At 67.7% G+C, this 24,106-nt stretch carries 35 protein-coding genes and 1 other RNA gene; 20 read left to right on the forward strand and 16 right to left on the reverse strand.

All coding sequences use genetic code 11. The annotated features are described in order from the left end of the window. Positions 1–2: 2 nt before the first annotated feature. The 9 genes from ACT3CF_RS06260 (at position 3) to ACT3CF_RS06300 (ending at position 5,379) form a co-directional block, all read left to right on the forward strand. On the forward strand, positions 3–368 hold the full coding sequence (locus ACT3CF_RS06260; RefSeq protein WP_478421180.1) for a response regulator: 366 nt from the start codon (positions 3–5) through the stop codon (positions 366–368). A 115-nt stretch (positions 369–483) separates the two neighbouring features. Further along, positions 484–1,452: a chemotaxis protein CheB gene (locus tag ACT3CF_RS06265; protein WP_478421384.1), complete on the forward strand. Its 969-nt coding sequence runs from the start codon at positions 484–486 to the stop codon at positions 1,450–1,452. Beyond that, positions 1,452–2,327 (forward strand): CheR family methyltransferase, encoded by an 876-nt coding sequence (locus tag ACT3CF_RS06270; protein ID WP_478421182.1) that lies wholly within the window; start codon positions 1,452–1,454, stop codon positions 2,325–2,327. The genes ACT3CF_RS06265 and ACT3CF_RS06270 overlap by 1 nt, the downstream gene beginning before the upstream one ends. Before the next feature lie 68 nt (positions 2,328–2,395). Next, positions 2,396–3,097, forward strand: a complete 702-nt coding sequence (locus ACT3CF_RS06275; RefSeq protein ID WP_478421184.1) for an N-acetylmuramoyl-L-alanine amidase — start codon at positions 2,396–2,398, stop codon at positions 3,095–3,097. A gap of 83 nt (positions 3,098–3,180) precedes the next feature. Continuing rightward, positions 3,181–3,498, forward strand: coding sequence for a hypothetical protein (locus ACT3CF_RS06280; protein WP_478421185.1), 318 nt, complete (start codon positions 3,181–3,183; stop codon positions 3,496–3,498). A 44-nt stretch (positions 3,499–3,542) separates the two neighbouring features. Next, an RNA gene (gene rnpB / locus ACT3CF_RS06285) (RNase P RNA component class A) lies at positions 3,543–3,917 on the forward strand. Between the two features lie 127 nt (positions 3,918–4,044). Continuing rightward, complete coding sequence (locus ACT3CF_RS06290) at positions 4,045–4,581, forward strand: J domain-containing protein (protein WP_478421187.1); 537 nt, start codon at positions 4,045–4,047, stop codon at positions 4,579–4,581. Further along, a complete protein-coding gene (locus tag ACT3CF_RS06295) occupies positions 4,578–4,898 on the forward strand; it encodes a (2Fe-2S) ferredoxin domain-containing protein (RefSeq protein WP_478421188.1) in 321 nt (106 codons plus the stop codon). Before ACT3CF_RS06290 ends, ACT3CF_RS06295 begins: the two co-directional genes overlap by 4 nt. 55 nt (positions 4,899–4,953) lie before the next feature. Then, a complete protein-coding gene (locus ACT3CF_RS06300; RefSeq protein WP_478421189.1) occupies positions 4,954–5,379 on the forward strand; it encodes a hypothetical protein in 426 nt (141 codons plus the stop codon). A 24-nt stretch (positions 5,380–5,403) separates the two neighbouring features. Here ACT3CF_RS06300 and ACT3CF_RS06305 read toward each other — a convergent pair whose 3' ends face one another. The 9 genes from ACT3CF_RS06305 to pspA all read right to left on the reverse strand — a co-directional run bounded on the left by ACT3CF_RS06305 (position 5,404) and on the right by pspA (position 8,620). Continuing rightward, a complete protein-coding gene (locus ACT3CF_RS06305; protein ID WP_478421190.1) occupies positions 5,404–5,814 on the reverse strand; it encodes a SufE family protein in 411 nt (136 codons plus the stop codon). 136 nt (positions 5,815–5,950) lie between these two features. Further along, the gene (locus ACT3CF_RS06310; RefSeq protein WP_478421192.1) at positions 5,951–6,202 is read right to left on the reverse strand and encodes a hypothetical protein; all 252 of its coding nucleotides are present in this window, start codon (positions 6,200–6,202) and stop codon (positions 5,951–5,953) included. Between the two features lie 16 nt (positions 6,203–6,218). Continuing rightward, positions 6,219–6,485, reverse strand: coding sequence for a hypothetical protein (locus tag ACT3CF_RS06315; RefSeq protein WP_478421194.1), 267 nt, complete (start codon positions 6,483–6,485; stop codon positions 6,219–6,221). 33 nt (positions 6,486–6,518) lie between these two features. Beyond that, positions 6,519–6,641 (reverse strand): hypothetical protein, encoded by a 123-nt coding sequence (locus ACT3CF_RS06320; RefSeq protein ID WP_478421196.1) that lies wholly within the window; start codon positions 6,639–6,641, stop codon positions 6,519–6,521. Between the two features lie 14 nt (positions 6,642–6,655). After that, positions 6,656–6,925 (reverse strand): hypothetical protein, encoded by a 270-nt coding sequence (locus ACT3CF_RS06325; RefSeq protein WP_478421198.1) that lies wholly within the window; start codon positions 6,923–6,925, stop codon positions 6,656–6,658. Positions 6,926–6,952: 27 nt separating this feature from the next. Next, positions 6,953–7,249, reverse strand: coding sequence for a hypothetical protein (locus ACT3CF_RS06330; RefSeq protein ID WP_478421386.1), 297 nt, complete (start codon positions 7,247–7,249; stop codon positions 6,953–6,955). A 53-nt stretch (positions 7,250–7,302) separates the two neighbouring features. Beyond that, the gene (gene pspC, locus ACT3CF_RS06335) at positions 7,303–7,674 is read right to left on the reverse strand and encodes an envelope stress response membrane protein PspC (RefSeq protein ID WP_478421199.1); all 372 of its coding nucleotides are present in this window, start codon (positions 7,672–7,674) and stop codon (positions 7,303–7,305) included. Position 7,675: 1 nt separating this feature from the next. Further along, positions 7,676–7,948, reverse strand: a complete 273-nt coding sequence (gene pspB, locus ACT3CF_RS06340) for an envelope stress response membrane protein PspB (protein WP_478421200.1) — start codon at positions 7,946–7,948, stop codon at positions 7,676–7,678. Between the two features lie 3 nt (positions 7,949–7,951). Next, entirely contained in the window at positions 7,952–8,620 is a 669-nt protein-coding gene (pspA, locus tag ACT3CF_RS06345; protein WP_478421202.1) for a phage shock protein PspA, read from the reverse strand. Between the two features lie 357 nt (positions 8,621–8,977). Here pspA and pspF point away from each other — a divergent pair, with 357 nt between their 5' ends. Both pspF and ACT3CF_RS06355 read left to right on the forward strand, forming a co-directional pair. Next, positions 8,978–10,051 (forward strand): phage shock protein operon transcriptional activator, encoded by a 1,074-nt coding sequence (gene pspF, locus ACT3CF_RS06350; RefSeq protein WP_478421204.1) that lies wholly within the window; start codon positions 8,978–8,980, stop codon positions 10,049–10,051. A gap of 125 nt (positions 10,052–10,176) precedes the next feature. After that, positions 10,177–10,797 (forward strand): superoxide dismutase, encoded by a 621-nt coding sequence (locus ACT3CF_RS06355; RefSeq protein ID WP_478421205.1) that lies wholly within the window; start codon positions 10,177–10,179, stop codon positions 10,795–10,797. Between the two features lie 77 nt (positions 10,798–10,874). Here ACT3CF_RS06355 and ACT3CF_RS06360 read toward each other — a convergent pair whose 3' ends face one another. From ACT3CF_RS06360 to ACT3CF_RS06380, 5 genes are all read right to left on the reverse strand, one after another. Further along, complete coding sequence (locus tag ACT3CF_RS06360) at positions 10,875–12,620, reverse strand: chloride channel protein (protein WP_478421207.1); 1,746 nt, start codon at positions 12,618–12,620, stop codon at positions 10,875–10,877. Positions 12,621–12,636: 16 nt separating this feature from the next. Next, complete coding sequence (ispZ, locus tag ACT3CF_RS06365) at positions 12,637–13,254, reverse strand: septation protein IspZ (RefSeq protein WP_478421209.1); 618 nt, start codon at positions 13,252–13,254, stop codon at positions 12,637–12,639. A 69-nt stretch (positions 13,255–13,323) separates the two neighbouring features. Beyond that, a complete protein-coding gene (ftsY, locus tag ACT3CF_RS06370; RefSeq protein ID WP_478421211.1) occupies positions 13,324–14,268 on the reverse strand; it encodes a signal recognition particle-docking protein FtsY in 945 nt (314 codons plus the stop codon). After that, positions 14,265–15,611, reverse strand: coding sequence for a tRNA (N(6)-L-threonylcarbamoyladenosine(37)-C(2))-methylthiotransferase MtaB (gene mtaB, locus ACT3CF_RS06375; RefSeq protein WP_478421213.1), 1,347 nt, complete (start codon positions 15,609–15,611; stop codon positions 14,265–14,267). The genes ftsY and mtaB overlap by 4 nt, the downstream gene beginning before the upstream one ends. Before the next feature lie 53 nt (positions 15,612–15,664). Further along, positions 15,665–17,284, reverse strand: coding sequence for a putative bifunctional diguanylate cyclase/phosphodiesterase (locus ACT3CF_RS06380; RefSeq protein ID WP_478421215.1), 1,620 nt, complete (start codon positions 17,282–17,284; stop codon positions 15,665–15,667). Between the two features lie 300 nt (positions 17,285–17,584). Between ACT3CF_RS06380 and ffh the strand changes: the two genes are divergently transcribed. The 4 genes from ffh (at position 17,585) to rimM (ending at position 20,336) form a co-directional block, all read left to right on the forward strand. Beyond that, positions 17,585–19,084, forward strand: a complete 1,500-nt coding sequence (gene ffh / locus ACT3CF_RS06385) for a signal recognition particle protein (RefSeq protein WP_478421217.1) — start codon at positions 17,585–17,587, stop codon at positions 19,082–19,084. Positions 19,085–19,187: 103 nt separating this feature from the next. Further along, a complete protein-coding gene (gene rpsP / locus ACT3CF_RS06390; RefSeq protein WP_478421219.1) occupies positions 19,188–19,574 on the forward strand; it encodes a 30S ribosomal protein S16 in 387 nt (128 codons plus the stop codon). Between the two features lie 57 nt (positions 19,575–19,631). After that, a complete protein-coding gene (locus ACT3CF_RS06395) occupies positions 19,632–19,781 on the forward strand; it encodes a hypothetical protein (RefSeq protein ID WP_478421220.1) in 150 nt (49 codons plus the stop codon). A gap of 78 nt (positions 19,782–19,859) precedes the next feature. Continuing rightward, on the forward strand, positions 19,860–20,336 hold the full coding sequence (rimM, locus tag ACT3CF_RS06400) for a ribosome maturation factor RimM (protein ID WP_478421221.1): 477 nt from the start codon (positions 19,860–19,862) through the stop codon (positions 20,334–20,336). A 33-nt stretch (positions 20,337–20,369) separates the two neighbouring features. On the opposite strand, the gene ACT3CF_RS06405 is transcribed toward rimM, so the two are convergent. Continuing rightward, positions 20,370–21,287 (reverse strand): NAD(P)/FAD-dependent oxidoreductase, encoded by a 918-nt coding sequence (locus tag ACT3CF_RS06405; protein WP_478421387.1) that lies wholly within the window; start codon positions 21,285–21,287, stop codon positions 20,370–20,372. 61 nt (positions 21,288–21,348) lie between these two features. Here ACT3CF_RS06405 and ACT3CF_RS06410 point away from each other — a divergent pair, with 61 nt between their 5' ends. The 5 genes from ACT3CF_RS06410 (at position 21,349) to ACT3CF_RS06430 (ending at position 23,746) form a co-directional block, all read left to right on the forward strand. Beyond that, on the forward strand, positions 21,349–21,729 hold the full coding sequence (locus ACT3CF_RS06410) for a PIN domain-containing protein (RefSeq protein ID WP_478421223.1): 381 nt from the start codon (positions 21,349–21,351) through the stop codon (positions 21,727–21,729). Further along, entirely contained in the window at positions 21,726–21,911 is a 186-nt protein-coding gene (locus ACT3CF_RS06415) for a hypothetical protein (RefSeq protein WP_478421225.1), read from the forward strand. Before ACT3CF_RS06410 ends, ACT3CF_RS06415 begins: the two co-directional genes overlap by 4 nt. After that, positions 21,908–22,648 (forward strand): tRNA (guanosine(37)-N1)-methyltransferase TrmD, encoded by a 741-nt coding sequence (gene trmD, locus ACT3CF_RS06420; RefSeq protein ID WP_478421227.1) that lies wholly within the window; start codon positions 21,908–21,910, stop codon positions 22,646–22,648. Before ACT3CF_RS06415 ends, trmD begins: the two co-directional genes overlap by 4 nt. Continuing rightward, a complete protein-coding gene (gene rplS, locus ACT3CF_RS06425; RefSeq protein ID WP_478421229.1) occupies positions 22,645–23,034 on the forward strand; it encodes a 50S ribosomal protein L19 in 390 nt (129 codons plus the stop codon). Before trmD ends, rplS begins: the two co-directional genes overlap by 4 nt. 235 nt (positions 23,035–23,269) lie before the next feature. After that, a complete protein-coding gene (locus ACT3CF_RS06430) occupies positions 23,270–23,746 on the forward strand; it encodes a hypothetical protein (RefSeq protein WP_478421231.1) in 477 nt (158 codons plus the stop codon). On the opposite strand, the gene ACT3CF_RS06435 is transcribed toward ACT3CF_RS06430, so the two are convergent. Beyond that, positions 23,718–24,062, reverse strand: coding sequence for a hypothetical protein (locus tag ACT3CF_RS06435; protein WP_478421232.1), 345 nt, complete (start codon positions 24,060–24,062; stop codon positions 23,718–23,720). The genes ACT3CF_RS06430 and ACT3CF_RS06435 overlap by 29 nt on opposite strands. Positions 24,063–24,106 lie beyond the last annotated feature (44 nt).

Genomic DNA, 24,106 nt, shown 5'->3' on the forward strand with positions numbered 1-24,106 from the left:
TCATGAAAACTTGTCTGGTCGTGGATGATTCGAAGGTCATCCGAAAGGTCGCTCGACACATCCTTGAGACGCTGGAGTTCGAGGTGCGCGAAGCGGGAGACGGGCGCGAGGCGCTCGATTCGTGCCTGGCGTCGACGCCGGACGTGGTGCTGCTCGACTGGAACATGCCGGTGATGAGCGGCATGGATTTCCTGCGCGCGCTCAAGGCTTCGGACCTGCCGCGCAAGCCCAAGGTGGTCTTCTGCACGACCGAAAACGGCATGGCCTATATCCGCGCCGCGATCGAGGCGGGCGCGGACGAATATGTGATGAAGCCGTTCGACCGCGAGACGCTGGAGAGCAAGCTGCAGATCGTGGGCGTCGCCTGAGCCTGCCGCAGTGATCGTCGGATCGGTCTCTCCCGCCGCAACGGTGCATGCCGGCCTGCCCGCGCAGGTGGTCATCATCGACGATTCGGTCGTCGCGCGCACGGTGCTGGCGCGGATGATCGAGGCGACCGGCCGCTTTCAGGTGGCCGGGTCGTTCAGCGACGTGCGTGCGGGGCTCGCCTATCTGCACGACCATGCGGTCGACGTGGTGCTGCTCGACATCGCGATGCCGGGGATCGACGGGATCACCGCATTGCCCGACGTGATCGCGGCGGGACGCGGCGCGAAGGTGCTGATCGTTTCGTCCTCGGCCGATGAAGGCGCGGCGGTGACGGTGCAGGCGCTTGCGCTGGGCGCGGCCGACACGCTCGTCAAACCGGGGATCGGCGCGTTTGCGGGGCGATTCGCCGAGAAGCTGCAGGAACGGTTGCTGCGGCTGGTCGAACCGGCGATGGGGGAGGTGCATCCGGCACCGCAGGTCGCGGCGCCCCCCGCACTCGGCACGCACGAGGTCGACCTGGTGACGATCGGCGCGTCGACGGGCGGCATCCATGCGCTGAGCCAGGTGCTGCGCGCCATTCCGCCGCATTTCACCGTGCCGATCCTGATCACGCAGCATCTTCCGGCATCGTTCATGCCCTATTTCGCGGCGCAGGTCGCCGATCTGGGGCGGCGACCGTGCGAGGTCGCCGACGACCATATGCGGGTGCGCGCCGGGCATATCCTGGTTGCACCGGGCGATGCGCATCTGCGCGTCGTGCGGACGAGCGACGGTGCGGCGGTGCGGTTGAGCGACGAGCGTGCGGTCAGCGGCTGTACCCCCTCGGTCGACCCGATGTTCGAATCGGCCGCCGACGTGTTCGGCCGGCGGGCGGTCGGCGTCGTGCTGAGCGGCATGGGGCGCGACGGGGCCGAGGGCGCGCGGGCGCTGGTGGAGGCCGGTGCGCGTGTGGTCGCGCAGGACCGGGCCTCTTCGGTCGTCTGGGGAATGCCCGGCGCGGTGGCGACGTCGGGCTGTGCCAGCGCGGTGCTGCCGCCGCACGAGATCGGCCGGCTGATCGCCACGCTGGGAGGCGGCCGGTGATGGCGGGAAACAGCCCAACGCCGGCCCCCACGGCATCGGCGAGCGCGATGAACGTCATCGCCGCGCTGCTCGAACAGCGCACGGGACAGCAGATCGCGGCCAACCGGGCCTGGCGCATCGAGACGGCGCTGAAGCCGTTGCTGCGCGAAAAGCAGCTCGCCTCGCTCGACGCGCTGGTCGCGCAACTGGTGCTGTCGCGGTCGCCCGAGCTGGGCGAGGCGGTGGTCGATGCGCTGCTCAACCAGGAAACGAGCTTTTTCCGCGACGCCGCGGTGATCGAGATGGTCGCCGCCGCAGCGATCGCGATGCAGGCCGAGGCGGGCGGGCGGCGGCTGCGCATCTGGTCGGCGGGCTGCTCGAACGGGCAGGAGCCGCTGTCGCTGGCGATGCTGTTGCACGAGAACGGCCTGTTCGACGGACCGACCGCGCCCGAGATCATCGGCACCGACATCTCGCCGGCGGCGCTCGCCCGCGCGCGGGCGGCACGCTATTCGCAGTTCGAGATCCAGCGGGGGCTGCCCGTGCGGCGGATGGTCGAGTGGTTCGAGCCGGCGGGAAACGACTGGGCGGCACGGCCCGAGCTGGTGCGTCGCATCCAGTTCCGCCCGCACAACCTGGTCGTCGATCCGGCGCCGTCGGGGCGGTTCGACATCGTGCTTTGCCGCAACGTGCTGCTGTATTTCTCGCTGCCGCTGCGCCAGCGCGTGTTCGACATGATGGCGCAGGCGATCCGCCCCGGCGGGCTGCTCGTACTGGGTGCGGGCGAGACGGTGATCGGCCAGACGAGCCATTTCAAGCCGAGCGAGCAGTATCGCGGGCTTTATGTCGCGGGCAGCGCTGCCGAGCGGAGCGCGGCGGCCGGACTGCCCGCCTGACCGATGACGCCGCGCACCGCCGTGCATCGCGCTTGCCCCATGCCCCTGCGCGCTCGTAAACGCGTCCGATGACCGCGGGACTTGCCATTGTCGACGCACCGTCGCCCAATTTCGACGCGCGCACGCTGCCGATCACGATGATCGTGCTGCACTATACCGGCATGGAGAGCGCGGGCGCGGCAATCGCCCGGCTGCGCGATCCGGAGGCGAAGGTTTCGGCGCATTATGTCGTCGACGAGGACGGCCGGATCCTGCGGCTCGTTCCCGAGGACAAGCGCGCGTGGCACGCCGGCCGGTCGCACTGGCGCGGGATCACCGACGTCAATTCGGCCTCGATCGGGATCGAGATCGTCAATCCGGGGCATGAATTCGGCTATCGTCCGTTCCCGCCGACGCAGATGGAGTCGCTGATCCCGCTCGTCGCCGAGATCAAGGCGCGACACGGCATCACGCGCGGCAACGTCGTCGGCCATTCGGACGTCGCGCCGGCGCGCAAGCAGGATCCGGGCGAACTGTTCGACTGGCATGCGCTGGCCCGACTGCGGCTGGCGCTGCCGCGGCCGACGCGCAACCTGGTCGATCCGGGCTGGGGAGACGGGGCGTTCATGCTCGCGCTCGAACGGTTCGGCTATGACGTGAGCGATCCGGTGGCTGCGGTGACGGCGTTTCAGCGCCGGTTTCGGCCCGAACTGATCGACGGCGAGATCGACCGCGAATGCTGTTGCCTGCTGTTCGCGCTGCTGCTGCCGTCGCCGCAGGGCGACGCCTGAGATTCGGGGATAATCGCCCGGTTATCGGCCAATTCATAATATTTGGTTACGCTTTGGAAAGGACGTGCTGGTAGCCTGAGCCAATGATGGGCAACGATCCGATCAAGGCACAGGTGACGCTCGGTGTTCTGCGGGTGCGGATGTCGGGTGTGGCGAAGCAGGATTCGAGCGGCCGCGAGGTCGTGTCGGTCACGACGCCGACCGTTGCCGACGCGACCGCGGCGCTCCGCCAGGCGGCGCGGGTGTCGGGCGCCGACGGGCTGGTGCGCGTCGGTTCGGATTATCGCCGGACCGCGATCGCTTCGGGACCGTTGAGCACGCAGACGGTGATCGAGGTCCAGGCTTGGGGCACGCCCGTGCGTGATCCCGATCCGTCGGCCACCGACGTCGAGAAGCTCTGAATAAGCGCTTGGCCGCGCGAAGCTGCGCGGCTAGAGCGGCCCGGCCAGAGGGTCGGGCGGCCGCGTGCGCTTCATCGAAGCGCCCGAGGAAAGTCCGGGCTCCACGGAACCACGGTGCCGGGTAACGCCCGGCGGGGGCGACCCCAGGGAAAGTGCCACAGAAAGCAGTCCGCCCACTGCCCGCAAGGGTAAGGGTGAGGGTGAAAGGGTGCGGTAAGAGCGCACCGCGCGACCGGCAACGGAAGCGGCACGGTAAACCCCACCGGGAGCAAGACCGAATAGGGACGGCACATGCGCCCGGTTCCGGCGCGTCGTCCGGGTTGGTTGCTTGAGGGGCGGTGCGAGCCGTCCCCTAGAGGAATGGTCGCCCATCGCCCATCGGGCGAGGACAGAACCCGGCTTATAGACCCTCTGGCATTGTTTCCGCAGAAATCCGCGGGTTTTTCCTAGTGTGCCGTGCCGGAGTTGGCACATGTGCTTTCCGTAGCGCGGCGGTTGGCGTTGATGCTGGTCAATCGTGCCCGTCGCGCCTATCTGGGGCGCGTTATGGCGCGGCAGACTCGATCGACGGACTGGGGCTTCCCACGCTGGCGCGGCTATGGCGCGTCGAGCGAGGCGCAGCAGGTGCGGATGTGCGACCGTCATGGCTGTGACCAGCCGGGCAATTGCCCCGCGCCCAAATCGCCCAACAGCCGCGAGCGCTGGTATTTCTGTGCGACGCACGCGGCCGAGTACAACAAGAACTGGGACTATTTCGCCGGGCTCGACGCCGAGACCGCAGCCCAGCGCGAGCATGACGAGCGCCGCACCGCCAATGGCTATGCGAGCGCATCCTATCATGGCTGGGGCGGCGCCGGCGACGGCAGCCGTTCGCGCGAGGAGATGCGCGCGCTCGACATTCTCGAGCTCGAGGTCGATGCCGATTTCGAAGCCATCCGCAACGCCTGGCGGCGGCTGGCCAAGGCCAACCATCCCGATGTGCGTCCGGGCGATGCCGACGCGGCGCAGCGGTTTCAGGCGATCCAGGCGGCCTATGAAGTCCTGCGTGCGGCCGAGGAACGCCGGAGCTGGAAGCCGGAGTGAGGCGCGCGCCGACGACGCCGGCGCTGCTGATCTGCGCCCGGTGTACCGCGCGGGCAGGGGGCGGTTTCGGTCCTGGCCGTCGCTGGTCGCTGGCACGCGCGCTGCGTCGTCACCTCTCGCCGCGGCGATGGTGGTGGCCGTTAGGGCCGAAGCCGGCACCGATCGCCGAAGTGGCGTGCCTGGCCGTCTGTCCGCGCGGGGCGGTGACGGTCCGCCGGCCCGGCGAGCGCGCGTCGCTGACGGTGCCGCTGGGCGCCGATGTGGGCGCGGTGGCAGACCGGCTGGGCCTGACGGCTGTCGAACATCCCCCGACTTGACAGCGACGCTTGCCGCAGCCGAGATCCGGCACGTTCATCAGGGACGGGGGGTGTCATGAAGAAAGCGATGCGTGCGGCACTGGTGCCGCTGGCGATGATGGTGCCGGTCGGCGGCGCAATGGCGCAGGACGACCTGGTGGGGCGGTTGCTCGCCAAGGCTGACGAACTGTCCCGCAACGATGGATACCGGCCCACCGGATGGACGCGCTCAGGCGACCTCAAGCAGGGCGAGCGTGCCGAGCTTGCCGTCAAGCTGACCGGCGGCAAGTCCTATAAGCTCGTCGGTGCTTGCGACGGCGATTGCAAGGACATGGATATCCAGATCGTCGACCTCAACGGCCAGGAGGTCGACCGCGACGAGCTGGACGATGATTTCCCCATCGTCCATGTCCCGCAGAGCGGCAACTACACCGTGCGGGTCATCATGGCATCGTGTTCGGCATCGCCTTGTGCCTATGGCGTGCGCGCCTACGCGAAATAGCCAGAGCGGCGGCTGCGCGGGCGTTCAGGCGTCCGCGTAGCGCGCGGCGGTCTCGCGGATCAGCGCGATCATGTTGGGGATGCCCTGCGTCCGGTTCGAACTGAGCTGGTTGCGCAGATCGAACGGCGCGAGCGCGCCTTCGATGTCGGTCGCCAGGATCGCCGCGGGCGTCTGATCCTGAACCGCCAGCAGGACGAGCGCGATGATCCCCTTGGTGATCGCCGCGTTCGAATCGGCAAGGAAGTGCAGCGTTCCCGTCGCAGTGCGGGTGGGATAGACCCAGACCGATGCCGAACAGCCGCGTACCAGCGTCGCATCGGTCTTGAGCGCATCGGGCATGGGCTCGAGCGCCCGGCCCAGATCGATCAGCAGCCGATAGCGGTCGTCGGCGTCGAGAAATTCATATTCTTCGCTGAGGTCGGCAAGGCTCGTCATCGGGCCCCTATAGCCCTTGTGCTGGATGATGCCAGTATCAGGGCGGCGCTTGGGGCGCCGGGACGCGGTCCCGCGCGGTCGCAAGGGGCCGCCGGCCCCGCCCGGGTGTCGGCGGGACCGGCGTGGCGGCGTGGGGTCAGAGGTCAACCCCGGCCGCGATGGCTTCGAGCTTGCGGACGCGTTCCTTGAGATCGGCAATCTCGATCCGCGAGGCGGTGGTCGGCAGCGCCGCGGCCTCGCCGGCGGGGCCGCGGCTGCGCTCGGCCAGTTCCTGTCGTTTGAGTTCGAGCCAGCCGCGCCAGCCGGCGAGCCCGGCCCAGGTCACGATGCTGACCGTCGCCAGCGCGGACAGCGCGCAGGTGAGGTAGAAATTGGGATCGGTGGTCATCGAATGTCCTCCCGGATCACAGCTTGGGTTCGCGCAGCGCTTCGATCTCGCGATCGAGCCGCAGGCTGCTTTCGTTGTCGGTAATCACGCGTTCGAGCACCTGGATCCGCTCCTTGAGCGCGCGGACCTCCTCGCGGAGCCGCCGGGCCTCGTCGGCCGCCGCCGGTTCGGCCGAGGGACCGACGCGATGGCCAGCGGCGCGGTGGGCCGCATAGCGGGCCTTGAGCACGCTCCCCACCGTCACGATGATCACGATGGCGACGACCAGTTCTGCCGCGTTCATCGTAGTAACTCCCCTCTTTGGCGCCCCCGGCGCTCAGTCTTTCTGCTGGGCCTCGGCAAGCCGCATGGCGCGGCGGCGAGGGCGATCCCGGGATTCGGCGAGGACGATAGCGCCCCCGCACAGTGCCGCAAGCACTGCGAGCGAAACGATCAGCATGTTTTTGATCCCTTTTAGTTGAGCGGTGCTTCGCGCAGCCGTTCGATTTCTTCGGCGACCGCGATGCCGCGGTCGGTGACGATGCGTTCGAGAACCCGGACCCGCTGCTCCAGCCGCTCGGTCTGCGCCGCATATTGCGCGGCCTGTTCGGCGGTGCGGGCGGCGAGCGCCTCGGCCATCGCGGTCTTGTAGCGAAGCCAGCGGCGGAACATGTCGGAGCCGACGCCGGCGATCACCGGAATGCCGACGACGATCGTGAAGAACGCGATCATGTTGACGTCCATCGTCTTTCCTCCGTCTCCTGCCGCGGATCAGCGCAGCGATTCGATTTCGCGGGCGACGCGTTCGGCGGGGTCGGTGGCGATCCGTTCGAGCACCGCGATCCGCTCTTCGAGGCGGCTGATCTGGCCGGTCAGCCGTTCGTTCTCGGTCGACAGCAGCGCGATCTTGCGTTCTGCCTCCAGCGCCTCCTCACCGATGCGGCGACTGCGCCGCCGCGAGCAATTCTCGTCCTCGATCGGGTAGCCGTGCTTGGCGCGGACCCAGGTCTGGAAAGCCCGGGACGCCATCACCGCGGTGACGATCAGTACCGGGACGAGCCAGCTCAACTCACGCATTTGAACCTCCCTGTTGCCTTGTCGTCCGTTCCCGGGTCATCGGGTCAGCGCAGGCTGTCGATTTCGTCGGCCAGGCGCTTGTTGCGGCTGGTGTAATAGAGTTCGATGTCGGCGAGCCGGCGATCGACGTCGCGGAACTTCGAGCGGACCTCGGCGGTCGAGCGGCGGGCATTGGTGCGGACCCCCTGCCAGAAGCGGGCGTCTTCGGGCCCTTCATAGAGGTCGATCGGCCGCTTTTCGGCGATCATGCCGATCGCGAGATAGCCGAGCAGCGCCCAGCCCGTCGCCAGGGTGAGCAGGACGAAGCCTACGCGCACCCAGGTCACGTCGATCCCGGTATAGTCGGCGATGCCCGCGCACACGCCCATCCACTTGCCGTTCTGCTTGTCGCGGTAGAACTTGGTACGAGCGGACATTTCAGTTCCTCCTCGCAATGTCATAGGGGTTCGGCTCGGGGCGGCTCGCCGAGAGCGGACGGAAATCGGGATTGTCGGCGGCGATGATGCGTTCGACGGTGTTGAGACGTTCCTCGAGCTGCCGCGCCGTGTAATAGAGTTCGTCGAGCAGCTTTTCGTCCTCGCCGGTGATCGTGCCGGCCTGCTTCCACTTGGTGACATAGTGCATCACCACCCAGGGAAGCCCGATGAAGAGCATCCCCACCACCCCGATCGGGACCAGCACATCTTCCATGGCTTAGGCTCCCTTGTTCAGTCGTGCCTTGAGCGCCTCGAGCTCGGCGTCGACCTTGTCGGACGACCGCAGCTCGGCAATCTCTTCCTCGAGCGACTTGGGCGCGGTGCCCATTCCGGCCGCATCGGCGCGACCTTCGGCGAGATCGACGCGGCGTTCCAGCACCTCGAAGCGCGAGAAGGCGTCCTGCATCCGGCTGCCGTTGGTCATTTCGCGCAGACGGAAGCGGTTGTTGGCGCTTTCCAGCCGGGCGCTGATCGAGTTCTGACGGGTGCGCGCCTCACGCAGCTTGTTCTGGAGCTTGGCGATGTCCTCTTCGGACGCGCGCAGCGTCTCTTCGAGCACCGCGATCTCCGCTTCGAGCTGGTCGCACATGTCCGCGGCCTTGCGCTTTTCGACAAGAGCCGCCTTGGCGAGATCCTCGCGACCCTTGCTCAGCGCCAGCTCGGCCTTTTCGGTCCAGCTTTCCTGAAGCTTTTCGAGCTTGGCGATGTGGCGGCGCATTTCCTTCTGATCGGCGATCGTGCGCGCGGCGGAGGCCCGGACCTCGACCAGCGTCTCCTCCATCTCGAGGATGATCATGCGGATCATCTTGGCCGGGTCTTCGGCCTTGTCGAGCAGGTCGGTGACGTTGGCGGCGATGATGTCCCGGGTCCGCGAGAAGATACCCATTTCAAACTCCTTCAGTTGAACCCGCCGGGGGAGCCAAGGGGAAGCCCCGGGGCCGGCGGCATCGATGGTCGGCGCGTCAGGCCATCGGCACCGAGACGGTGTTGGCCAGCATCACCACGCTCACGAGCAGCGAGAGCGAGACGGCGACGAACGCATTGCGAAGATTGGTAGCCTGGTACGACATGGTGACCTCCTGAACCTTGGTTTCAACCTGCCCTTGATCGGGCTTGCTCAAACTATTGCAGGGGGCGTGCCAGTTTTTGAAAGTGGCGGATTTCCGTGCTTTTCGCTGGTCTGAGACCTGGTGGACGCGGATTTCGCTTGCCAAATGTTGGGGAAAATCCCCAACTATTCGTCATGGAGCGAACCACACAGGTCATCGGCCAGTCCACGGCCTTTCTCGACGCGCTCGAACGGGCGAGCCGCGCGGCGGGGCTGGACCGGCCCGTGCTGGTGATCGGTGAGCGCGGCACCGGCAAGGAACTGGTTGCCGAGCGTCTTCACCGGTTGAGCCCCCGCTGGGACCAGCCGCTGGTCGTCATGAACTGTGCCGCGCTTCCGGAGACGCTGATCGAGGCCGAACTGTTCGGACATGAGGCCGGCGCCTTTACCGGCGCGACCAAGGCGCGGGCCGGACGGTTCGAGGAAGCCGATGGCGGCACGCTGTTTCTGGACGAGCTGGGGACGCTGTCGATGGCGGCGCAGGATCGGCTGCTGCGCGCGGTCGAATATGGCGAGGTGACGCGGATCGGCGCGTCGCGGCCGATCCGCGTCGACGTGCGCATCGTCGCGGCGACGAACGAGCATCTGCCCGACCGGGTCGCGCGCGGCACGTTCCGCGCCGACCTGCTCGACCGGCTGAGCTTCGAGGTGGTGACGTTGCCGCCGTTGCGGGCGCGCCGCGGCGACGTCGAGGTGCTGGCGGATTTTTACGGCCGGCGGATGGCGGCGGAGATCGGCTGGACCGACTGGCCGGGCTGGGGGCCCAACGCGCTCGATCGTCTCACCAGCTATGAATGGCCGGGCAATGTCCGCGAACTGCGCAACGTCGTCGAGCGCGCCGTGTACCGGTGGGAGCGCGAGGGGCCGATCGATGCGGTTCAGATCGACCCGTTCGATTCACCCTTTCGCCCGCGCGCGATGCCGGGGGCGGCCGGGGGCGGCACGCGGGGCGCGGCGTCGGCGGAGCCGGAAACCCCGACGATCGCACCGCTCGCCGAGACGGTCGAGCGGATGCCGGTGCCGACCGACGATGCGCCGTCGGGTGGGGACTTCAAGGCGCGCGTCGCCCAGTTCGAAAAGCAGTTGCTGCGCCAGGCACTTGCTGAGCATCGTTACAACCAGCGCGCAACCGCCGAGGGGCTGGGGCTTAGCTATGACCAGCTTCGTCATGCGCTCAAACGGCACGGGCTGTTGGGCGCCACGGGATGAGTTGCGGGCGCGCGCCTCGTCCAATCGAACCGCTCAATGGCGGGATGCGAAAATTTGTTGCGGCGAACGCCCGGCGGATGCGTTAGGCGGGCATCCGGCAAGAACCACCCAAAAGGAGGACGCTCATGGCTTTCGAACTTCCGGCGCTGCCCTATGCCAAGGATGCGCTGGCGCCGCACATGTCGGCCGAAACGCTCGAATTCCACCATGGAAAGCACCACAAGGCCTATGTCGACAAGACCAACGGCTTTGTCGTCGAAAAGAAGCTCGAGGGGCTGAAGCTTTCCGAGGTGATCAAGAAGGCCAAGGAAACGGGCGACAAGGGCCTGTTCAACAACTCGGCCCAGATCTGGAACCACAGCTTTTTCTGGCAGTGCCTGTCGCCCGAGAAGCAGACGCCGTCGGGCAAGCTCGCCGAACTGATCGCCGAGAGCTTCGGCACGACCGACGAACTGGTCAAGCAGCTGGTCGCTGAGTCGACCAACCACTTCGCCAGCGGCTGGGGCTGGCTGGTCCTTGACGGCGGCAAGCTGAAGGTCACGTCGCTGCACGATGCCGACACGCCTATCGTCTATGACGGCATGCAGCCGTTGCTGACGATCGATGTGTGGGAACACGCCTATTATGTCGACTATCGCAATGCGCGCCCGGCGTATCTGAACGCGGTTTCGGCAAATCTGATCAACTGGGATTTCGTCGCGCAGAATCTGGACGGCCAGGGCGTCAGCCGCGCCGACCAGGGCTGATCGACATTGCCTGCTTCCTTCCCCCTGCGGCGGTGTCGCATGGGGAAGGGGCTTGCTGCTGACGCGCGCTGCCGCGGTCAGTCTTCGCCGAACAGGTCGCGCTGCGCCTTTTCGAGTTCCTCGGCATAGCGTTTGCGGGCATGGCGCTCGGTGATGAGGCCGATCACATGGCCGTCCTCGCCGACGACGGCCAGATCGTCCGCCTCGCTCGCGTCGAACGTCTCCATGATCGTCCCGATGTGCATTTCGGGCGAAAGCGCGGTGTCGGTCAGCGTCGCCAGTTGTGCGACGGGCGCCTCCTCCGCGAGCGTCGACGACCAGACATCGGCGGTGCGGACGATCCCCTGATACTGATCGTCGATCCCCGTCAGCACGACGCGTGAGGTCGATCCCAGCGGAAACAGCGTCCGGAATGCGCCGAGCGTCGTCGTCGCGCGGACCATGCGCGGATCGCGGCGCATCAGCCGTCCGGCGGTGAGGTTGCGCATCCAGCCGATGTCGCGTCCGCTGCGGATGGTCTCGCCGCGCAGATGCAGTCGCCAGGTCGAGAAGCTGTAGCCGAAGGTGACGCGCACCACCGTCGTCGAGATCATCGCCGCGAGGATGGCGACACCCGTGATCGCGAAATCGTGCGTCACCTCGAGCACCAGCAAAGCGATCGTCATCGGCCCGCCGACAACGGCGACGGCGAGCGCGGCCATGCCGACGATGGTCGCGTCGACCGCGGCGAGGGCATGGAACTCGGGGAACTGGGCGAGTACGAGCTGATAGAGCCGGCCGACGAGCGCGCCGAGGAACAGCGACGCAAAGAACAGGCCGCCGCGAAAGCCGAAACCCAGCGAAATGGCGGAGGCGGCGATCTTGAGTCCCAGCACGGTGACGAGCGAAAGCGCGGTCACCTGGCTGATCAGCGTGAGGTTGAGCGCGCCGTGCCCCGCCGACAGCGCCTGGGGCGTGACCATCCCCAGCGGAATGAGCAGCAGGCCGCCCAGGATCGGTGCCAGCGGACGCGGGATCGGCGAGCGTCGCACCGCTACCTCGGCCATCGAGACGAGGCGCATCAACGCGATGCCCACGAGCGCGCAGACCAGCCCGAGCACGGCGCACAGCGCATAGTCGGCAGTGGTGGCACCGTGCGTGCCCCCGGCAGCGATCACATATGGGGGCGCGCCGATGCTGCGGGCGGTCACCGCTGCGACGATCGAGGCCGCCATCACCGGTGCGATCGCGGGCGGCGTGTAGGCGCCGAGCACGATCTCGAATGCATAAAAGGCGCCGGTGAGCGGCGCGCCGAACGCGGCGCTGATCGCGGCGCCGGCCCCGGCGGCCACGAGCGTGCGTAGGTCGTTGCGCCGCAGCTTGAAGCGTTCACCGACGAAGGAGGCGATTCCGCCGCCCGCCTGGGCATAGGCCGCCTCAAGCCCGACCGATGCGCCGAAGCCGTTCGAAAGCACGGTCTGGCCGACCACGGTGACCGTGTCGCGCGGGGGGATGCGACCGCCGTGGAGGGCCGTCGCCTCGACGATGTCGATCGGGGTGCGCTTGCGGGTCAGCCACAGCGCCAGCCCCAGCACCGCGCCGCCGAGCGGCAGCGCGAGCAGGCGCCAGGGTGAAATCGAACCGGCGGCACTCAGATGCTCGCCGGGATCGAGGTCGAACAGGATGCGCTGTAGCCACCGGGCGAACTCGCCCGTCCCGATCGCGGTCAGCCCGCCCAGCATCCCGACGACCACGGCGAGCCCCAGAAACCAGGTCTCGCTGCTGCGGACCCGGCGGCGGAGCGCGTTGAGCGCGTGGAGCGTCACATGGGCAGGGCGGCGCATCGTGCGGGCGCTCCGTTCAGCCTTCGGGCGGAACCGGCGCGTCCTCGGGGCGATCGAGTTGCAGCCCGTTGCGCAGCAGCATCGGGATGTTGAGCATCGCGAAGACGAGCGTCAGCGGAATGACCACCCAGGTCTTGAAGGTGACCCAGCGGTCCCAGTCGAGCATATGGCGCATCACTTCATTGAGCACCGCCATGACTGCGAAAAAGCCCGTCCAGTTGATCGTAAGCAACCGCCAGCCGCGCGCGGAAAGCCCGGGATAGGCGGTTTCGAGCATCGTCTGGAGCAGCGGCTTGTCGGCGACGAGGCCATAGCCGAGGATGACCGCAAACATCGCGTAGACGATCGTCGGCTTCATCTGGATGAAGCTCTGATCGTGGAAATAGAGCGTCAGGCTGCCGAACACGATCACCAGCGCACCGGTGATCCACAGCATCGGCGAGATATGGCGCGCGCGCCACCACGAGAACAGCATCGCCGCCACCATCGCGACCATGAAGGCGGCGGTTGCGGCCAGGATGCGCATCAGCTGGATGCCGGGCGCAAAGCTGTTGACCAGGAAAAACACCGCCAGCGGACCATAGTCCATCAGCATGCGCAGACCGGGGGAGAGCGGGGGGCGGGTTTCGGCCATAGATCCTCTAGCGCAGTCCCCGCCGGCCGGGCCGGCGGGGGATGGATGGGGGAACGGGTGCGGCGCGGATCAGCGCCGCCCCTCGCCGGTGAGTTCGTCGACGCCGGCGATGATGCGGGCAACCTGGCCGGCATCGAAGCCGCGCAGGTCGTCCACCTTCTCGCCCACGCCGATCGCGTGGATGGGCAGACCGTATTTCTCGGCCGCAGCGACGAGCACGCCGCCGCGCGCGGTGCCGTCGAGCTTGGTCATCACCAGCCCGGTGACGCCGGCGACCTCCTTGAACACCTCGATCTGGTTGAGCGCGTTCTGGCCGGTGGTGGCGTCGAGCACCAGCACGACGTCGTGCGGCGCGGCGGGGTTGATCCGGCCAAGGACGCGGCGGATCTTGGCCAGCTCGTCCATCAGTTCGCGCTTGTTCTGAAGGCGCCCGGCGGTGTCGACGATCAGCACGTCGGTGCCGTTCGCGGTCGCCTGCTTGACGGCTTCATAGACGATGCCCGCGGCGTCGCCGCCCTCGGCGCCCGACACGATCGGCACGCCGATCCGGTCGGCCCAGGTCTTGAGCTGGCCGATCGCGGCGGCGCGGAAGGTGTCGCCTGCCGCCAGCATCACGCTGTAATCCTGCTCGGCGAGCTGGTTGGCGAGCTTGGCGATCGTCGTCGTCTTGCCCGACCCGTTGACGCCGATCACCAGGATGACGTGCGGGCGCGGGAAGGCGTCGATCTCGAGCGGGCGGGCGACGGGCGCGAGCGCCTTGGCGATCTCGTCCGCGACGATCAGCCGGATGCCCAGTTCCTCGAGGTTGCGCTCGAACTGCCCCTCGGCGAGCCGGGTGCGGACGCGCGCGGCCATTTCGGGGCCGAGGTCGGACGCGATCAGCGCCTCCTCGATCTCGTCGAGCGTCGCGTCGTCGAGCCGCGCGCCCGATAGGCCGGCCAGGTTGCCCAGCAGCCGGTCCGAGGTCTTTTTGAGGCCGCCGAGCAGGCGCTCGTGCCACGACGCCCCGCTCATGCGCGCACCCCGACGAGCCGCCCGTCGGCGACGCCCGTCACCCGCGCCTGCACGATCGTTCCCGGCTCACACATTCCAGTTGGCAGCATTCCAGTTTCCGGCATTCCAGTTCCTGATGGCGGACGGGCAGGGCCGTCCCCTTGTTGCGCGGCGCTAGCAGAAGTCGGCGCCCGCGGCGAATCGTCGCGAAGCAAACGCAGCTCGGCGAAGTTGGGCGCATGACCGCGGTCGCCCGGGCGCTCGACGAGGATCGGTTGCACGCTGCCCACCTGGTTCGCGAGCCAGCGGTCGCGCCGTTCCGCCGCGGCCTCGCGAAGGGTCGCGGCCCGTTCGCGGACCAGCGCCGGCGGCAATTGCGGCATGCGCGCGGCCGGCGTCCCCTCCCGCGGCGAGTAGGGGAAGATGTGCGCATGGACGATGTAGCAATCGTCGATCAGCGCCAGGCTGTTGGCGAACATCGCCGGATCTTCGGTCGGAAAGCCCGCGATCAGGTCGGCGCCGATCGCGATTTCCGGCCGCGCGGCCTTCAGGCGATCGACCATCGCGACGGCGTCGGCGCGGCTGTGCCGCCGCTTCATCCGCTTGAGGATCATGTCGTCGCCCGCCTGGAGCGAGAGGTGGACGTGCGGCATGACGCGCGCTTCCTGCGTCAGCAACTCGAACAGTCGGGCGTCGATCTCGATCGAATCGAGCGAAGACAGGCGCAGGCGCCGAAGCCCGGGCACCTGATCGAGGACCCGCTGGACGAGCAAGCCGAGGCTCGGCTGGCCGGGCAGATCGGGACCATAGCTGGTAAGGTCGACGCCGGTGAGCACCACTTCAGCATGGCCCGCCGCGACGAGGCCGCGGATGCGTTCGATCACCGCGCCCGCCGGCACGGAACGGCTGTTGCCGCGCCCGAAAGGGATCGCGCAGAAGGTGCAGCGATGGTCGCAGCCATTCTGCACCTCGACGAAGGCGCGGGCGTGCGCAGAGAAGCTGGCGGCGAGGTGCGGGGTGGTTTCGCGCACCGCCATGATGTCCTGGACCTGGACGCGCGCGGGCGCTGCCCAGGCGGCGGGATCGAGCTTTTCGGCGTTGCCCAGCACGCGGTCGACCTCGGGCATCGCGGCGAAGCCGGCGGGATCGATCTGTGCCGCGCAGCCGGTGACGACCAGTTCGGCGTCGGGATGGGCGCGTCGGGCCCGGCGAATCGCCTGGCGCGTCTGCTTCACGGCCTCGTTGGTCACGGCGCAACTGTTGACCACGACCGCCGCGCGTCCGCCGACGAGCGTGCGGATCGACTCACCCTCGGCAAGGTTGAGCCGGCATCCGAGATTGATGATCGTAGGCGTGGCGGACATGCCGGCGCGATCTAGGCATGGTCAGGCGCGAAGTCCACGCGCCCGGTGTCGGTTCAGCCGACCAGGCGTTGCGTGCCCGACGGCGGGAGCGGGTTCGACTGCAGCAACAGCCGGCGTTCGGCGAGCATCCGGCGGGCGCCGGTGATCGAAAGCGGCTTGCCATAGAGCCAGCCCTGCGCCTTGGCGCAGCCGAGCGCGCGCAGCCGCTCCTCGATCGCGGGTTCCTCGACGCCTTCGGCCGTGACCGGAAGGTTGAGGCTTTCGCCCAGCCCGATGATCGCGTTGACGATCGCCGCTGAGTCCGGATTGTCGTTGAGCGACATGATGAAGCTCTTGTCGATCTTGATCCGGTCGAACGGCAGCGCCCGCAAATGCGCCAGCGACGAATAGCCGGTGCCGAAATCGTCCAGTGCGAGCCGGACGCCCTGGTTCTTCAGGCTGCCGACGATCGACTGGGCGAGCGCCAGATTGTCGAACAACGCGCTTTCGGTAATCTCGACTTCCAGTCGGTTGGCCGGGAAGCGCGTTTCGGTCAGCGTCTTGATGATCTTTTGCGCAAGCCACGCGTCGCGAAGCTGGCAGGGCGAGATGTTGATCGACAGGCTGATCGACGGGTCCCAGTCGCGCGCGGCGGTGAACGCCTGGCGCATGATCGAAAGCGAAAGTTCGGCGATCATGCCGGTGTCCTCGGCGACGGGAATGAACACGTCGGGCCGGATCGTGCCGCGTTCGGGGTGCTCCCAGCGCGCCAGCACCTCGAACCCGTGGAGCCGCCCGGTCGCAAGATCGACCTGCTGCTCGAAATAGGGGACGATTTCCTGGCGGGGCAGGGCAAGGCGCAACCCGGATTCGATCTCGTTGCGAAGCTGCAGTTCGCGCTCCATCGAGCGGTCGAACCAGGCATAGCGGTTTCGGCCGCCCTTCTTTGCCTGATACATCGCGATATCGGCCGAACGGAGCAGTGCGTCCATCGTGCCGCAGTCGAAGTCCGAACGCGCGATGCCGAGCGAGCAGCTGATGTGCAGCCGCAGCCCTTCGGCCTCGAACGGTTGCGCCATGCGGCTGACCATCTGCTGCGCGATGCGCTCGACCACGCCGGGATCGGCGGGATCGAACAGAAAGCCGCACGCGAACTCGTCGCCACCCAGCCGCGCGACCAGCGCCGCCGGCGGCAGGATCGAACGCACCTCGGCCGCGGCATCGCGCAGCAAGGCATCGCCGACCGCGTGGCCATGCATGTCGTTGATCGTCTTGAAGTGATCGAGGTCGAGCACCATCAGCACCATCGCACGATGGCGCTTGGCGGCGCGAGAGAGCATCGCGGCGCCTTCTTCGGCAAGGCTGCGGCGATTGAGGAAGCCGGTGAGCGGGTCGCGGCTGGCCAGATGCTGCGCCCGCTCTTCAGCGGCGGCGCGGATCTGGAGTTCGGTCGCGAGCATGCGGTGGCGGCGCCAGCCGATCAGGATCAGCGCCATGTTGAGCAACAGCGCGATGACGAGCGAGCGGTCGGCGGGCGCGCCGCCGTGCAGATAATGGTCGACGGTGCGGTTGAGCACCGCACTGCCGATCCCGATGAACAGCAGCACCGACGCAACGCTGACCGCGCCTGCGATCAGGCTGGCTTCGGGGCGGCCGCGATCCGCGTCGAACAGGTCGTCCACCTCGGCCACCATTTCCGGTCCGCTTCCCTCCCAATGCGATTGCGAAACGACCTTGTGGCGGTGGAGGGTGTAGATCGGGTTAAGTGCGGGCCTTTACAAATCCTTTCGCGACGGCTCCTGCCGCCCGGTCGGGCCGGAGGCGCGCGCAATTGCCTTGCGTGGGCGTATGGAAATGCGTATGGCCTCGCCTTGCCGTTCCCTGCGGGACGCACGACATCGACACCCTGAGGGGTGACGCCGGCCGACGAGGTTTCGTCCGCCGGCGCGTTTTGCGTTTGGCAGGGTGGTGCAAAGTGGAGTGGTTCTGGACCCATGTTCGATAATCTGAGCGACCGGCTGGGCGGCGTCTTTGAGCGCCTGCGTGGGCGTGGCGCGCTCACCGAGGCCGATGTCCGCACCGCGATGCGCGAAGTGCGGGTGGCGCTGCTGGAAGCCGATGTCGCGCTTCCGGTGGCGCGCAGCTTTGTCGACAAGGCGACCGAGGAGGCCGTGGGGCAGCAGGTGCTGCGTTCGGTCACGCCGGGACAGCAGGTCGTCAAGATCGTCCACGACGCGCTGGTCGACATGCTCGGCCCCGATACCGCCGAACTGGAAATCGACGTCACGCCGCCTGCCGTGGTGATGATGGTCGGCCTTCAGGGCTCGGGCAAGACGACGACGACCGCGAAGCTCGCGCGGCTGCTTTCCAAGACCAAGGGCAAGAAGGTGCTGATGGCGTCGCTCGACGTCAATCGCCCCGCCGCGCAGGAGCAGCTCGCGGTGCTCGGCACCCAGATCGAGGTCGCGACGCTGCCGATCATCGCCGGGCAGCAGCCCGTCGACATCGCCCGGCGTGCGCTGCAGGCGGCGAAGCTGCAGGGCTTCGACGTGCTGATGCTCGATACCGCGGGCCGCCTCCATGTCGATCAGGCGCTGATGGACGAGATGAAGTCGGTTGCCGACATCGCGCGTCCCGATGAAATCCTGCTCGTCGTCGACAGCCTGACCGGCCAGGACGCGGTCAACGTCGCCACCAGCTTCTCGGAGCAGGTGCCGCTGACCGGCGTGGTGCTGACCCGTATGGACGGCGATGCGCGCGGCGGCGCCGCGCTGTCGATGCGCGCCGTCACCGGCAAGCCGATCAAGTTCGCCGGCATGGGCGAAAAACTCGACCAGATCGAGGCTTTCCACCCGAAGCGTGTCGCGGGCCGCATCCTGGGCATGGGCGACGTCGTCAGCCTGGTCGAAAAGGCCGCGGCGGCGATCGAGCAGGAAGACGCCGAACGCATGGCGAGTCGGCTGGCCAAGGGCCAGTTCGACCTCAACGACCTGCGTGCGCAGCTCCAGCAGATGCGCCGCATGGGCGGCCTGGGCGCGCTGGCGGGAATGATCCCCGGGCTCAAGAAGGCGCAGGCGGCGATGGCGTCGGGCGCAATCGACGAGAAGATCCTGCTGCGCATGGACGCGATGATCACGTCCATGACGCCCAAGGAACGCGCCAAGCCCGAACTGATCAACGCCAAGCGCAAGATCCGCATCGCCAAGGGCAGCGGGACGACCGTGCAGGACGTCAACAAGCTGCTCAAGATGCATATGGAAATGCAGACGGCGATGAAGAAGCTGAAGAAGATGGGCGGCCTGAAGGGCATGCTCGGCCTTCTCGGCAAGGGTGGTCCCGGCGGCGGACTCGGCGGGCTGGGCAGCCGGCTCGGCGGTCCCGAACTGGGCGAGATGATGAAGCAGGCGGGCGGCGGACTGCCCGGCCTGCCGGGGGCAGGACAGGGCATGCCCAACCTGCCGCCGGGCTTCGAGAATTTCTTGAAGAAGAAGTGACCGGGCGGAGACGGCGCCACCGCGTCGTCCGAGCCAGACCGCAACCCCAACCAAGACCTGCCGGCGAACCGCCGGACGAAACGAAGAAAGAAGAAGGAAGACTATGGCTCTCTCTATGCGTCTGTCGCGCGGCGGTTCGAAGAAGCGCCCCTATTACCGGATCGTGATCGCCGACGCGCGCGCGCCGCGTGACGGCAAGTTCATCGAGAAGATCGGCACGTACAATCCGCTGCTCGCCAAGGATTCGGCCGAGCGCATCAAGCTCGACACCGAGCGTGCGGCGCACTGGCTGAAGATGGGCGCGCAGCCGACCGACCGCGTCGCCCGCTTCCTCGACGCCGCCGGCGTCAAGGAGCGTTCGCCGCGCAACAATCCGAAGAAGGCCGAGCCGGGCGAAAAGGCCAAGGAACGCGCCGAAGAGCGTGCCGAAAAGGCGCGCGCTGCTGCCGAGGCTGCAGCCGCTCCGGCCGAGGAAGCCGCCGAGGCGTGAGGCCGTTGCCGGTCGTGCGGCGTTTCCCCTGCGTCTTTGCAGCGAAAGGAAGGCCGCATGACCAGCAAGCAGCCGCAGGAACCGGCGGGGCAGGTGCCCGCTACGCCGGATGATCCGCATCCTCGCCCGACCGGCGTTTCGACCGATGCGCCGACGGAAGGCGCCGACGAGGTGCCCGGCCCGCAGCCGGGTTCGCCCGAAGGTTGAGCCCGATCGGAGCCGGATGCCAATCCATCGTCGCCCCGGACGCGAGCGTCCGGGGCGGTGTTGTTTCCGAGGGAAACGATGAACAGCGAACGGGCGGTAACGCTTGCCGTCGTGATCGGCGCGCACGGAATCGCGGGCGAGGTCCGATTGAAGGTCTTTGCCGACGATCTGGCGCAATATCGCCGCTTCAACGGCGGCACCTTGACGCTCAAGAGCCTGCGCGAAGGCCCGAACGGTGCGATCGCGCGCTTTGCCGAGGTCGGCGATCGCAACGCTGCCGAGGGATTGCGCGGGACCGAACTCACGGTTCCGCGCTCGGCGCTGCCGCCGCTCGCCGAGGGTGAATATTATCACGTCGATCTGATCGGCCTGCCCGTGGTCAGCGATGCCGGCGATCCGGTCGGCCGGGTCGCCGCCATCGACAATTTCGGTGCCGGCGATGTGCTCGAGATCGAGCGCCCCGACGGCAAGCGCTTCATGGTGCCGATGCGCCCCGAGGCGGTACCCGAATGGGATGCCGCGCGACTGGTGGTTGCGAGCGCCTTCGTCGAATGACCGGCGGGGCGCCATGCGTCCCCTTCCGAAAGCTCAGCGCCAGAGCGGGCGTCGCGCGTCGAGCATGTTGCGGATCGTCGTCGCGGCGACTCCGGCCTCGCCCATCGCATGGCTGATCTGGTCGAGGCCGCGCGCGACATCGCCGGCGGCAAAGAGGCCCGGAACCGACGTGCGCTGGTGGTCGTCGACCTCGAGACAGCCGACCGGATCGGCGCGGGCGCCCGCCTGGACCGCAAGGCCCGACCGGATGCGGGAGCCGAGCGCGGGATAGATGCTGTCGAAACCCATGCGGCCTCGTGCCGTGGTGAGTGCGATGCAATCGCCATCGATCGCCCATTCACGCGGCGGTCCGTCGATACAATCGACGTCGGCCTCGCGCAGCCGTGCGGCCATCGCATCCGGCAGCGCGTGGCGATCGGGTGCGATCAGCGTCACGTCGCGCGTGTAGCTCCGCAGAAACAGCGCCTCGCGTGCGCCATGCTCGCCGGTTCCGACCACGCCGACGCGGCGGTCGGTCACTTCATAGCCGTCGCATATCGGGCAATAGCGAATGAGGCCGCGTGCCAGCGCCGCGTCGTGCAGGGCGTCGGGCATGTCCGGGCGATGATTGACGACGCCGGTCGCGAGCAGAACCGTGCGCGCGGCACGCTCCTCGTCGCGCACGCGCACGCCGAAGACGGGGGCGCCGGGGTCGGCGTCGACGAGACGCAGCCCGGTCACCTCGGCGGCTTCGCACACCGCACCATAGCGTTCTGCCTGGGTGCGCATCAGCGCCAGCAATTCGGTGCCGGCGATGCCGTCGGGATAACCGGCATGGTTCCGCGTGCGCGGGATCAGCGCGGCGCGGCTCGAACCGCAGTCGAACAGGCGGATCCGCAGGTGAAAGCGCGCGAGATAGATTGCCGCGGTCAGTCCCGCGGGGCCGGCGCCGATGATGATGCAGTCGTCCATCGTGGGCGAAGCGCGCAAGGGGCGCGACAGGTTCCGGGCGCGAATGCTATCGGCCCTGCCGATGTCCACGCCCACTTATCTGATCGACAGCTGCGTATGCATCCGCGTGTTGCGGGGGAGCAGCGCACCGGCGATGCGGCGTATCGCGGCCGCCGATCCGGGCACGATCGCGATGTCGGCGATCAGCCACGCCGAATTGGTTGCCGGTGCCGCTCGGCGCGGCGAGGCGGGGCTGGCGGCGCTCGACAGGTTGATCGGTACCATTCCGGTCATCGCGTTCGATGCGGCTGCGGCGCGCGCCTATCCGGCGGCGCGGGCGGCCCGGGGGCGGCACGACCGGCTGATCGCGGCGCACGCCTTGTCGCTCGGCGCGGTGCTCGTCACCGACAATGTCGGTGATTTCCGCCCGGTGGCAGGGCTGCGCGTCGAGCATTGGCGTTGAAGCCGCTCGCATTGCTCCCGGGCCGCGCGCTGTATACACGGCGCGTCGATGGGGGCGCCGGGCGAACGGGCGAGCGCGCCATCGCGGGGGCTCCTGTTTTCCGCCAGGCGCGCCACTTCGTCGACGATAAAGGCGGTTTTGCCGATACGCCCGGCCCCAAGATCGAGAACTGGACGCTGTGACTTTTGCTGCCACCCTGTTGACGCTCTATCCGGAGATGTTCCCCGGTCCGCTAGGCATTTCGCTGGCGGGCAGGGGGCTGCGCGAGGGGCTCTGGTCGATCGAGACCGTCCAGATCCGTGACTTCGCGACCGACAAGCATCGTTCGGTCGACGACACGCCGGCCGGGGGCGGGGCGGGGATGGTGCTGCGCGCCGATGTGGTTGCCGCCGCGATCGACAGCGTCGCCCGGGACGGTCGGCCGCTGCTTGCGATGACGCCGCGCGGGCGGCCGCTGCGCCAGGCGCGCGTGCGCGAACTTGCGGCGGGGCCGGGCGTGATCGTGCTGTGCGGCCGGTTCGAGGGTTTCGACGAGCGGATCTTCGAAGCGCGCGAGATCGAGGAAGTGTCGATCGGCGATTACATTCTTTCGGGCGGTGAAATGGCGGCGCTGACGCTGCTCGACGCTTGCATTCGGCTCGTTCCCGGCGTAATGGGCGCCGCTTCCAGCGGAATGGAAGAGAGCTTCGAAACGGGGCTGCTCGAATATCCGCAATATACCCGACCTGTCGAATGGGAAGGGCGCACGATCCCCGAAGTGCTGCGATCGGGGGATCATGCAAAGATCGCCGCCTGGCGTCAGGCGCGATCCGAGCAAGACACACGGCTAAGGAGGCCGGATCTTTGGGAGCGTCATGAGGGCGCTCGGGTCCAGTCTCCCTCTGGCGCGCGGCAACGAAAACAGGACGTTACGAAATGAACCTGATTCAGAAGCTCGAAGCCGAGCAGATCGCCAAGTTCAACGAAGCGAAGAAGATTCCCGAATTCCGTCCCGGTGACACGCTGCGCGTCGGCGTGAAGGTCGTCGAAGGCGACCGTACCCGCGTCCAGAACTTCGAAGGCGTCTGCATCGCGCGCGCCAACAAGGGCATGGGCAGCTCGTTCACCGTGCGCAAGATCTCGTTCGGCGAAGGCGTCGAGCGCGTCTTCCCGCTTTATTCGCCCAATGTCGAATCGATCGACGTCGTCCGTCGTGGCGTCGTCCGTCGCGCGAAGCTCTATTATCTGCGTGGCCGTACCGGCAAGTCGGCGCGTATTGCCGAGCGTCGCGACACCCGTACCGAAACGGCGACTGCCGCCGAGTAAGGCGCGGCCCGTCAGGGAGTTCTGCAGGGGCGCCGGAGCAAGGCTCTGGCGCCCTTTCTTTTTGCCCGAATTCGTGGGCTGCCCGGCCGGGCGCGGCCTGCCCTTTGGTGCCTATGGCCTGCACCGTATCGTACAATTCGTGATTTGGCCTGCGTTAACGGAACATCTACCCAAATCATGCAGGCCGGGTTTGGCCATGGGCAGATCGGCCCAGAATGCGGGTAGGAGAAGCGCAGTGTTCGAGCCTTCGATTCTTGGTTGCGAAGCGCAGGATGCGATGCTGCCCAGCCAGGGCGGTGCGATGCTTCGCGGCCTGCTCGAACTCGCCCGTTCGACGGCCGAGGCCGAAGGCGCGATGCTGATTGCTCCCCATTGTTCGGCCGACGTTCGCGAACAGCTCGGGCTCGATGAGGAGGGTACGCTTCCCTCGTTCGCGGACGGCAGCTTCCCTTTCCTGGCAGTCGGCCGCGCGCGGCTCGCCAACCCGATCCATGCCGCCGAAGCGGGTTTTGCCCGGTTCGTTTCGCTGCCGTTCCGCGGTGACGATGATGCGCCGCGGGGGCAACTCGTCATTCTGGGGCGCCGCGGGCGAGCGCCCGACCAGAACACGCGCGACCTGTTGCGTCACCTGGCCGATATCGCCCAGGCGGTCGTCGCACTCGCCGAAGCGGGCGAAAATCCGATCAGCAAGCCGCAGCGGGTGGCGGCGTAGCACTTCCGGCGCCGACGCCGGCGCCCATCGCACCCGGAACCGGGGTATTCAGCATGATCCGGCCGCGCGCGGTCAGCGTCGCCTCGATGATGCGCGGATCGCCGTTGCACACCACCAGCGCCTCATAGGACAGCAGGCCGTGATCGCTCATATAGAGCACGGCATCGAGAAAGGCGCGGCGCGCGCCTGGACCCGTGCCGATCCCCAGCGTGGCTGGCGTGACCGAACAGGGAACAGGCCAGCTTTCCCGCAGAAGCTGCACGAGCAGCCCCAGTTCGCTGGCAACGCCGTGGTACTGGCCGTCAACGGACGACATACGCAAGCCCTCTGCCCAAAAACGCGCGGCCCGGGGGGACAAGC

It is taken from the genome of Sphingomonas chlorellae (genome assembly GCF_056485145.1).

Coding starts and splice junctions, on each gene's coding strand:
- ACT3CF_RS06270 (WP_478421182.1), top strand. CDS start 1,452: ATGGCGGGAAACAGCCCAACGCCGGCCCCCACGGCATCGGCGAGCGCG.
- ACT3CF_RS06265 (WP_478421384.1), top strand. CDS start 484: ATGATCGAGGCGACCGGCCGCTTTCAGGTGGCCGGGTCGTTCAGCGAC.
- ACT3CF_RS06300 (WP_478421189.1), top strand. CDS start 4,954: ATGAAGAAAGCGATGCGTGCGGCACTGGTGCCGCTGGCGATGATGGTG.
- ACT3CF_RS06325 (WP_478421198.1), bottom strand. CDS start 6,925: ATGGACGTCAACATGATCGCGTTCTTCACGATCGTCGTCGGCATTCCG.
- pspF (WP_478421204.1), top strand. CDS start 8,978: ATGGAGCGAACCACACAGGTCATCGGCCAGTCCACGGCCTTTCTCGAC.
- ACT3CF_RS06410 (WP_478421223.1), top strand. CDS start 21,349: ATGTCCACGCCCACTTATCTGATCGACAGCTGCGTATGCATCCGCGTG.
- mtaB (WP_478421213.1), bottom strand. CDS start 15,611: ATGTCCGCCACGCCTACGATCATCAATCTCGGATGCCGGCTCAACCTT.
- ACT3CF_RS06360 (WP_478421207.1), bottom strand. CDS start 12,620: ATGCGCCGCCCTGCCCATGTGACGCTCCACGCGCTCAACGCGCTCCGC.
- rplS (WP_478421229.1), top strand. CDS start 22,645: ATGAACCTGATTCAGAAGCTCGAAGCCGAGCAGATCGCCAAGTTCAAC.
- ACT3CF_RS06275 (WP_478421184.1), top strand. CDS start 2,396: ATGACCGCGGGACTTGCCATTGTCGACGCACCGTCGCCCAATTTCGAC.
- ACT3CF_RS06315 (WP_478421194.1), bottom strand. CDS start 6,485: ATGAACGCGGCAGAACTGGTCGTCGCCATCGTGATCATCGTGACGGTG.
- ftsY (WP_478421211.1), bottom strand. CDS start 14,268: ATGAGCGGGGCGTCGTGGCACGAGCGCCTGCTCGGCGGCCTCAAAAAG.
- ACT3CF_RS06260 (WP_478421180.1), top strand. CDS start 3: ATGAAAACTTGTCTGGTCGTGGATGATTCGAAGGTCATCCGAAAGGTC.
- ACT3CF_RS06405 (WP_478421387.1), bottom strand. CDS start 21,287: ATGGACGACTGCATCATCATCGGCGCCGGCCCCGCGGGACTGACCGCG.
- pspA (WP_478421202.1), bottom strand. CDS start 8,620: ATGGGTATCTTCTCGCGGACCCGGGACATCATCGCCGCCAACGTCACC.
- ACT3CF_RS06320 (WP_478421196.1), bottom strand. CDS start 6,641: ATGCTGATCGTTTCGCTCGCAGTGCTTGCGGCACTGTGCGGGGGCGCT.
- ACT3CF_RS06435 (WP_478421232.1), bottom strand. CDS start 24,062: ATGTCGTCCGTTGACGGCCAGTACCACGGCGTTGCCAGCGAACTGGGG.
- ACT3CF_RS06305 (WP_478421190.1), bottom strand. CDS start 5,814: ATGACGAGCCTTGCCGACCTCAGCGAAGAATATGAATTTCTCGACGCC.
- ffh (WP_478421217.1), top strand. CDS start 17,585: ATGTTCGATAATCTGAGCGACCGGCTGGGCGGCGTCTTTGAGCGCCTG.
- pspC (WP_478421199.1), bottom strand. CDS start 7,674: ATGTCCGCTCGTACCAAGTTCTACCGCGACAAGCAGAACGGCAAGTGG.
- ACT3CF_RS06310 (WP_478421192.1), bottom strand. CDS start 6,202: ATGACCACCGATCCCAATTTCTACCTCACCTGCGCGCTGTCCGCGCTG.
- ACT3CF_RS06290 (WP_478421187.1), top strand. CDS start 4,045: ATGGCGCGGCAGACTCGATCGACGGACTGGGGCTTCCCACGCTGGCGC.
- ACT3CF_RS06380 (WP_478421215.1), bottom strand. CDS start 17,284: ATGGTGGCCGAGGTGGACGACCTGTTCGACGCGGATCGCGGCCGCCCC.
- ACT3CF_RS06355 (WP_478421205.1), top strand. CDS start 10,177: ATGGCTTTCGAACTTCCGGCGCTGCCCTATGCCAAGGATGCGCTGGCG.
- rimM (WP_478421221.1), top strand. CDS start 19,860: ATGAACAGCGAACGGGCGGTAACGCTTGCCGTCGTGATCGGCGCGCAC.
- ACT3CF_RS06280 (WP_478421185.1), top strand. CDS start 3,181: ATGATGGGCAACGATCCGATCAAGGCACAGGTGACGCTCGGTGTTCTG.
- rpsP (WP_478421219.1), top strand. CDS start 19,188: ATGGCTCTCTCTATGCGTCTGTCGCGCGGCGGTTCGAAGAAGCGCCCC.
- pspB (WP_478421200.1), bottom strand. CDS start 7,948: ATGGAAGATGTGCTGGTCCCGATCGGGGTGGTGGGGATGCTCTTCATC.
- ACT3CF_RS06395 (WP_478421220.1), top strand. CDS start 19,632: ATGACCAGCAAGCAGCCGCAGGAACCGGCGGGGCAGGTGCCCGCTACG.
- ispZ (WP_478421209.1), bottom strand. CDS start 13,254: ATGGCCGAAACCCGCCCCCCGCTCTCCCCCGGTCTGCGCATGCTGATG.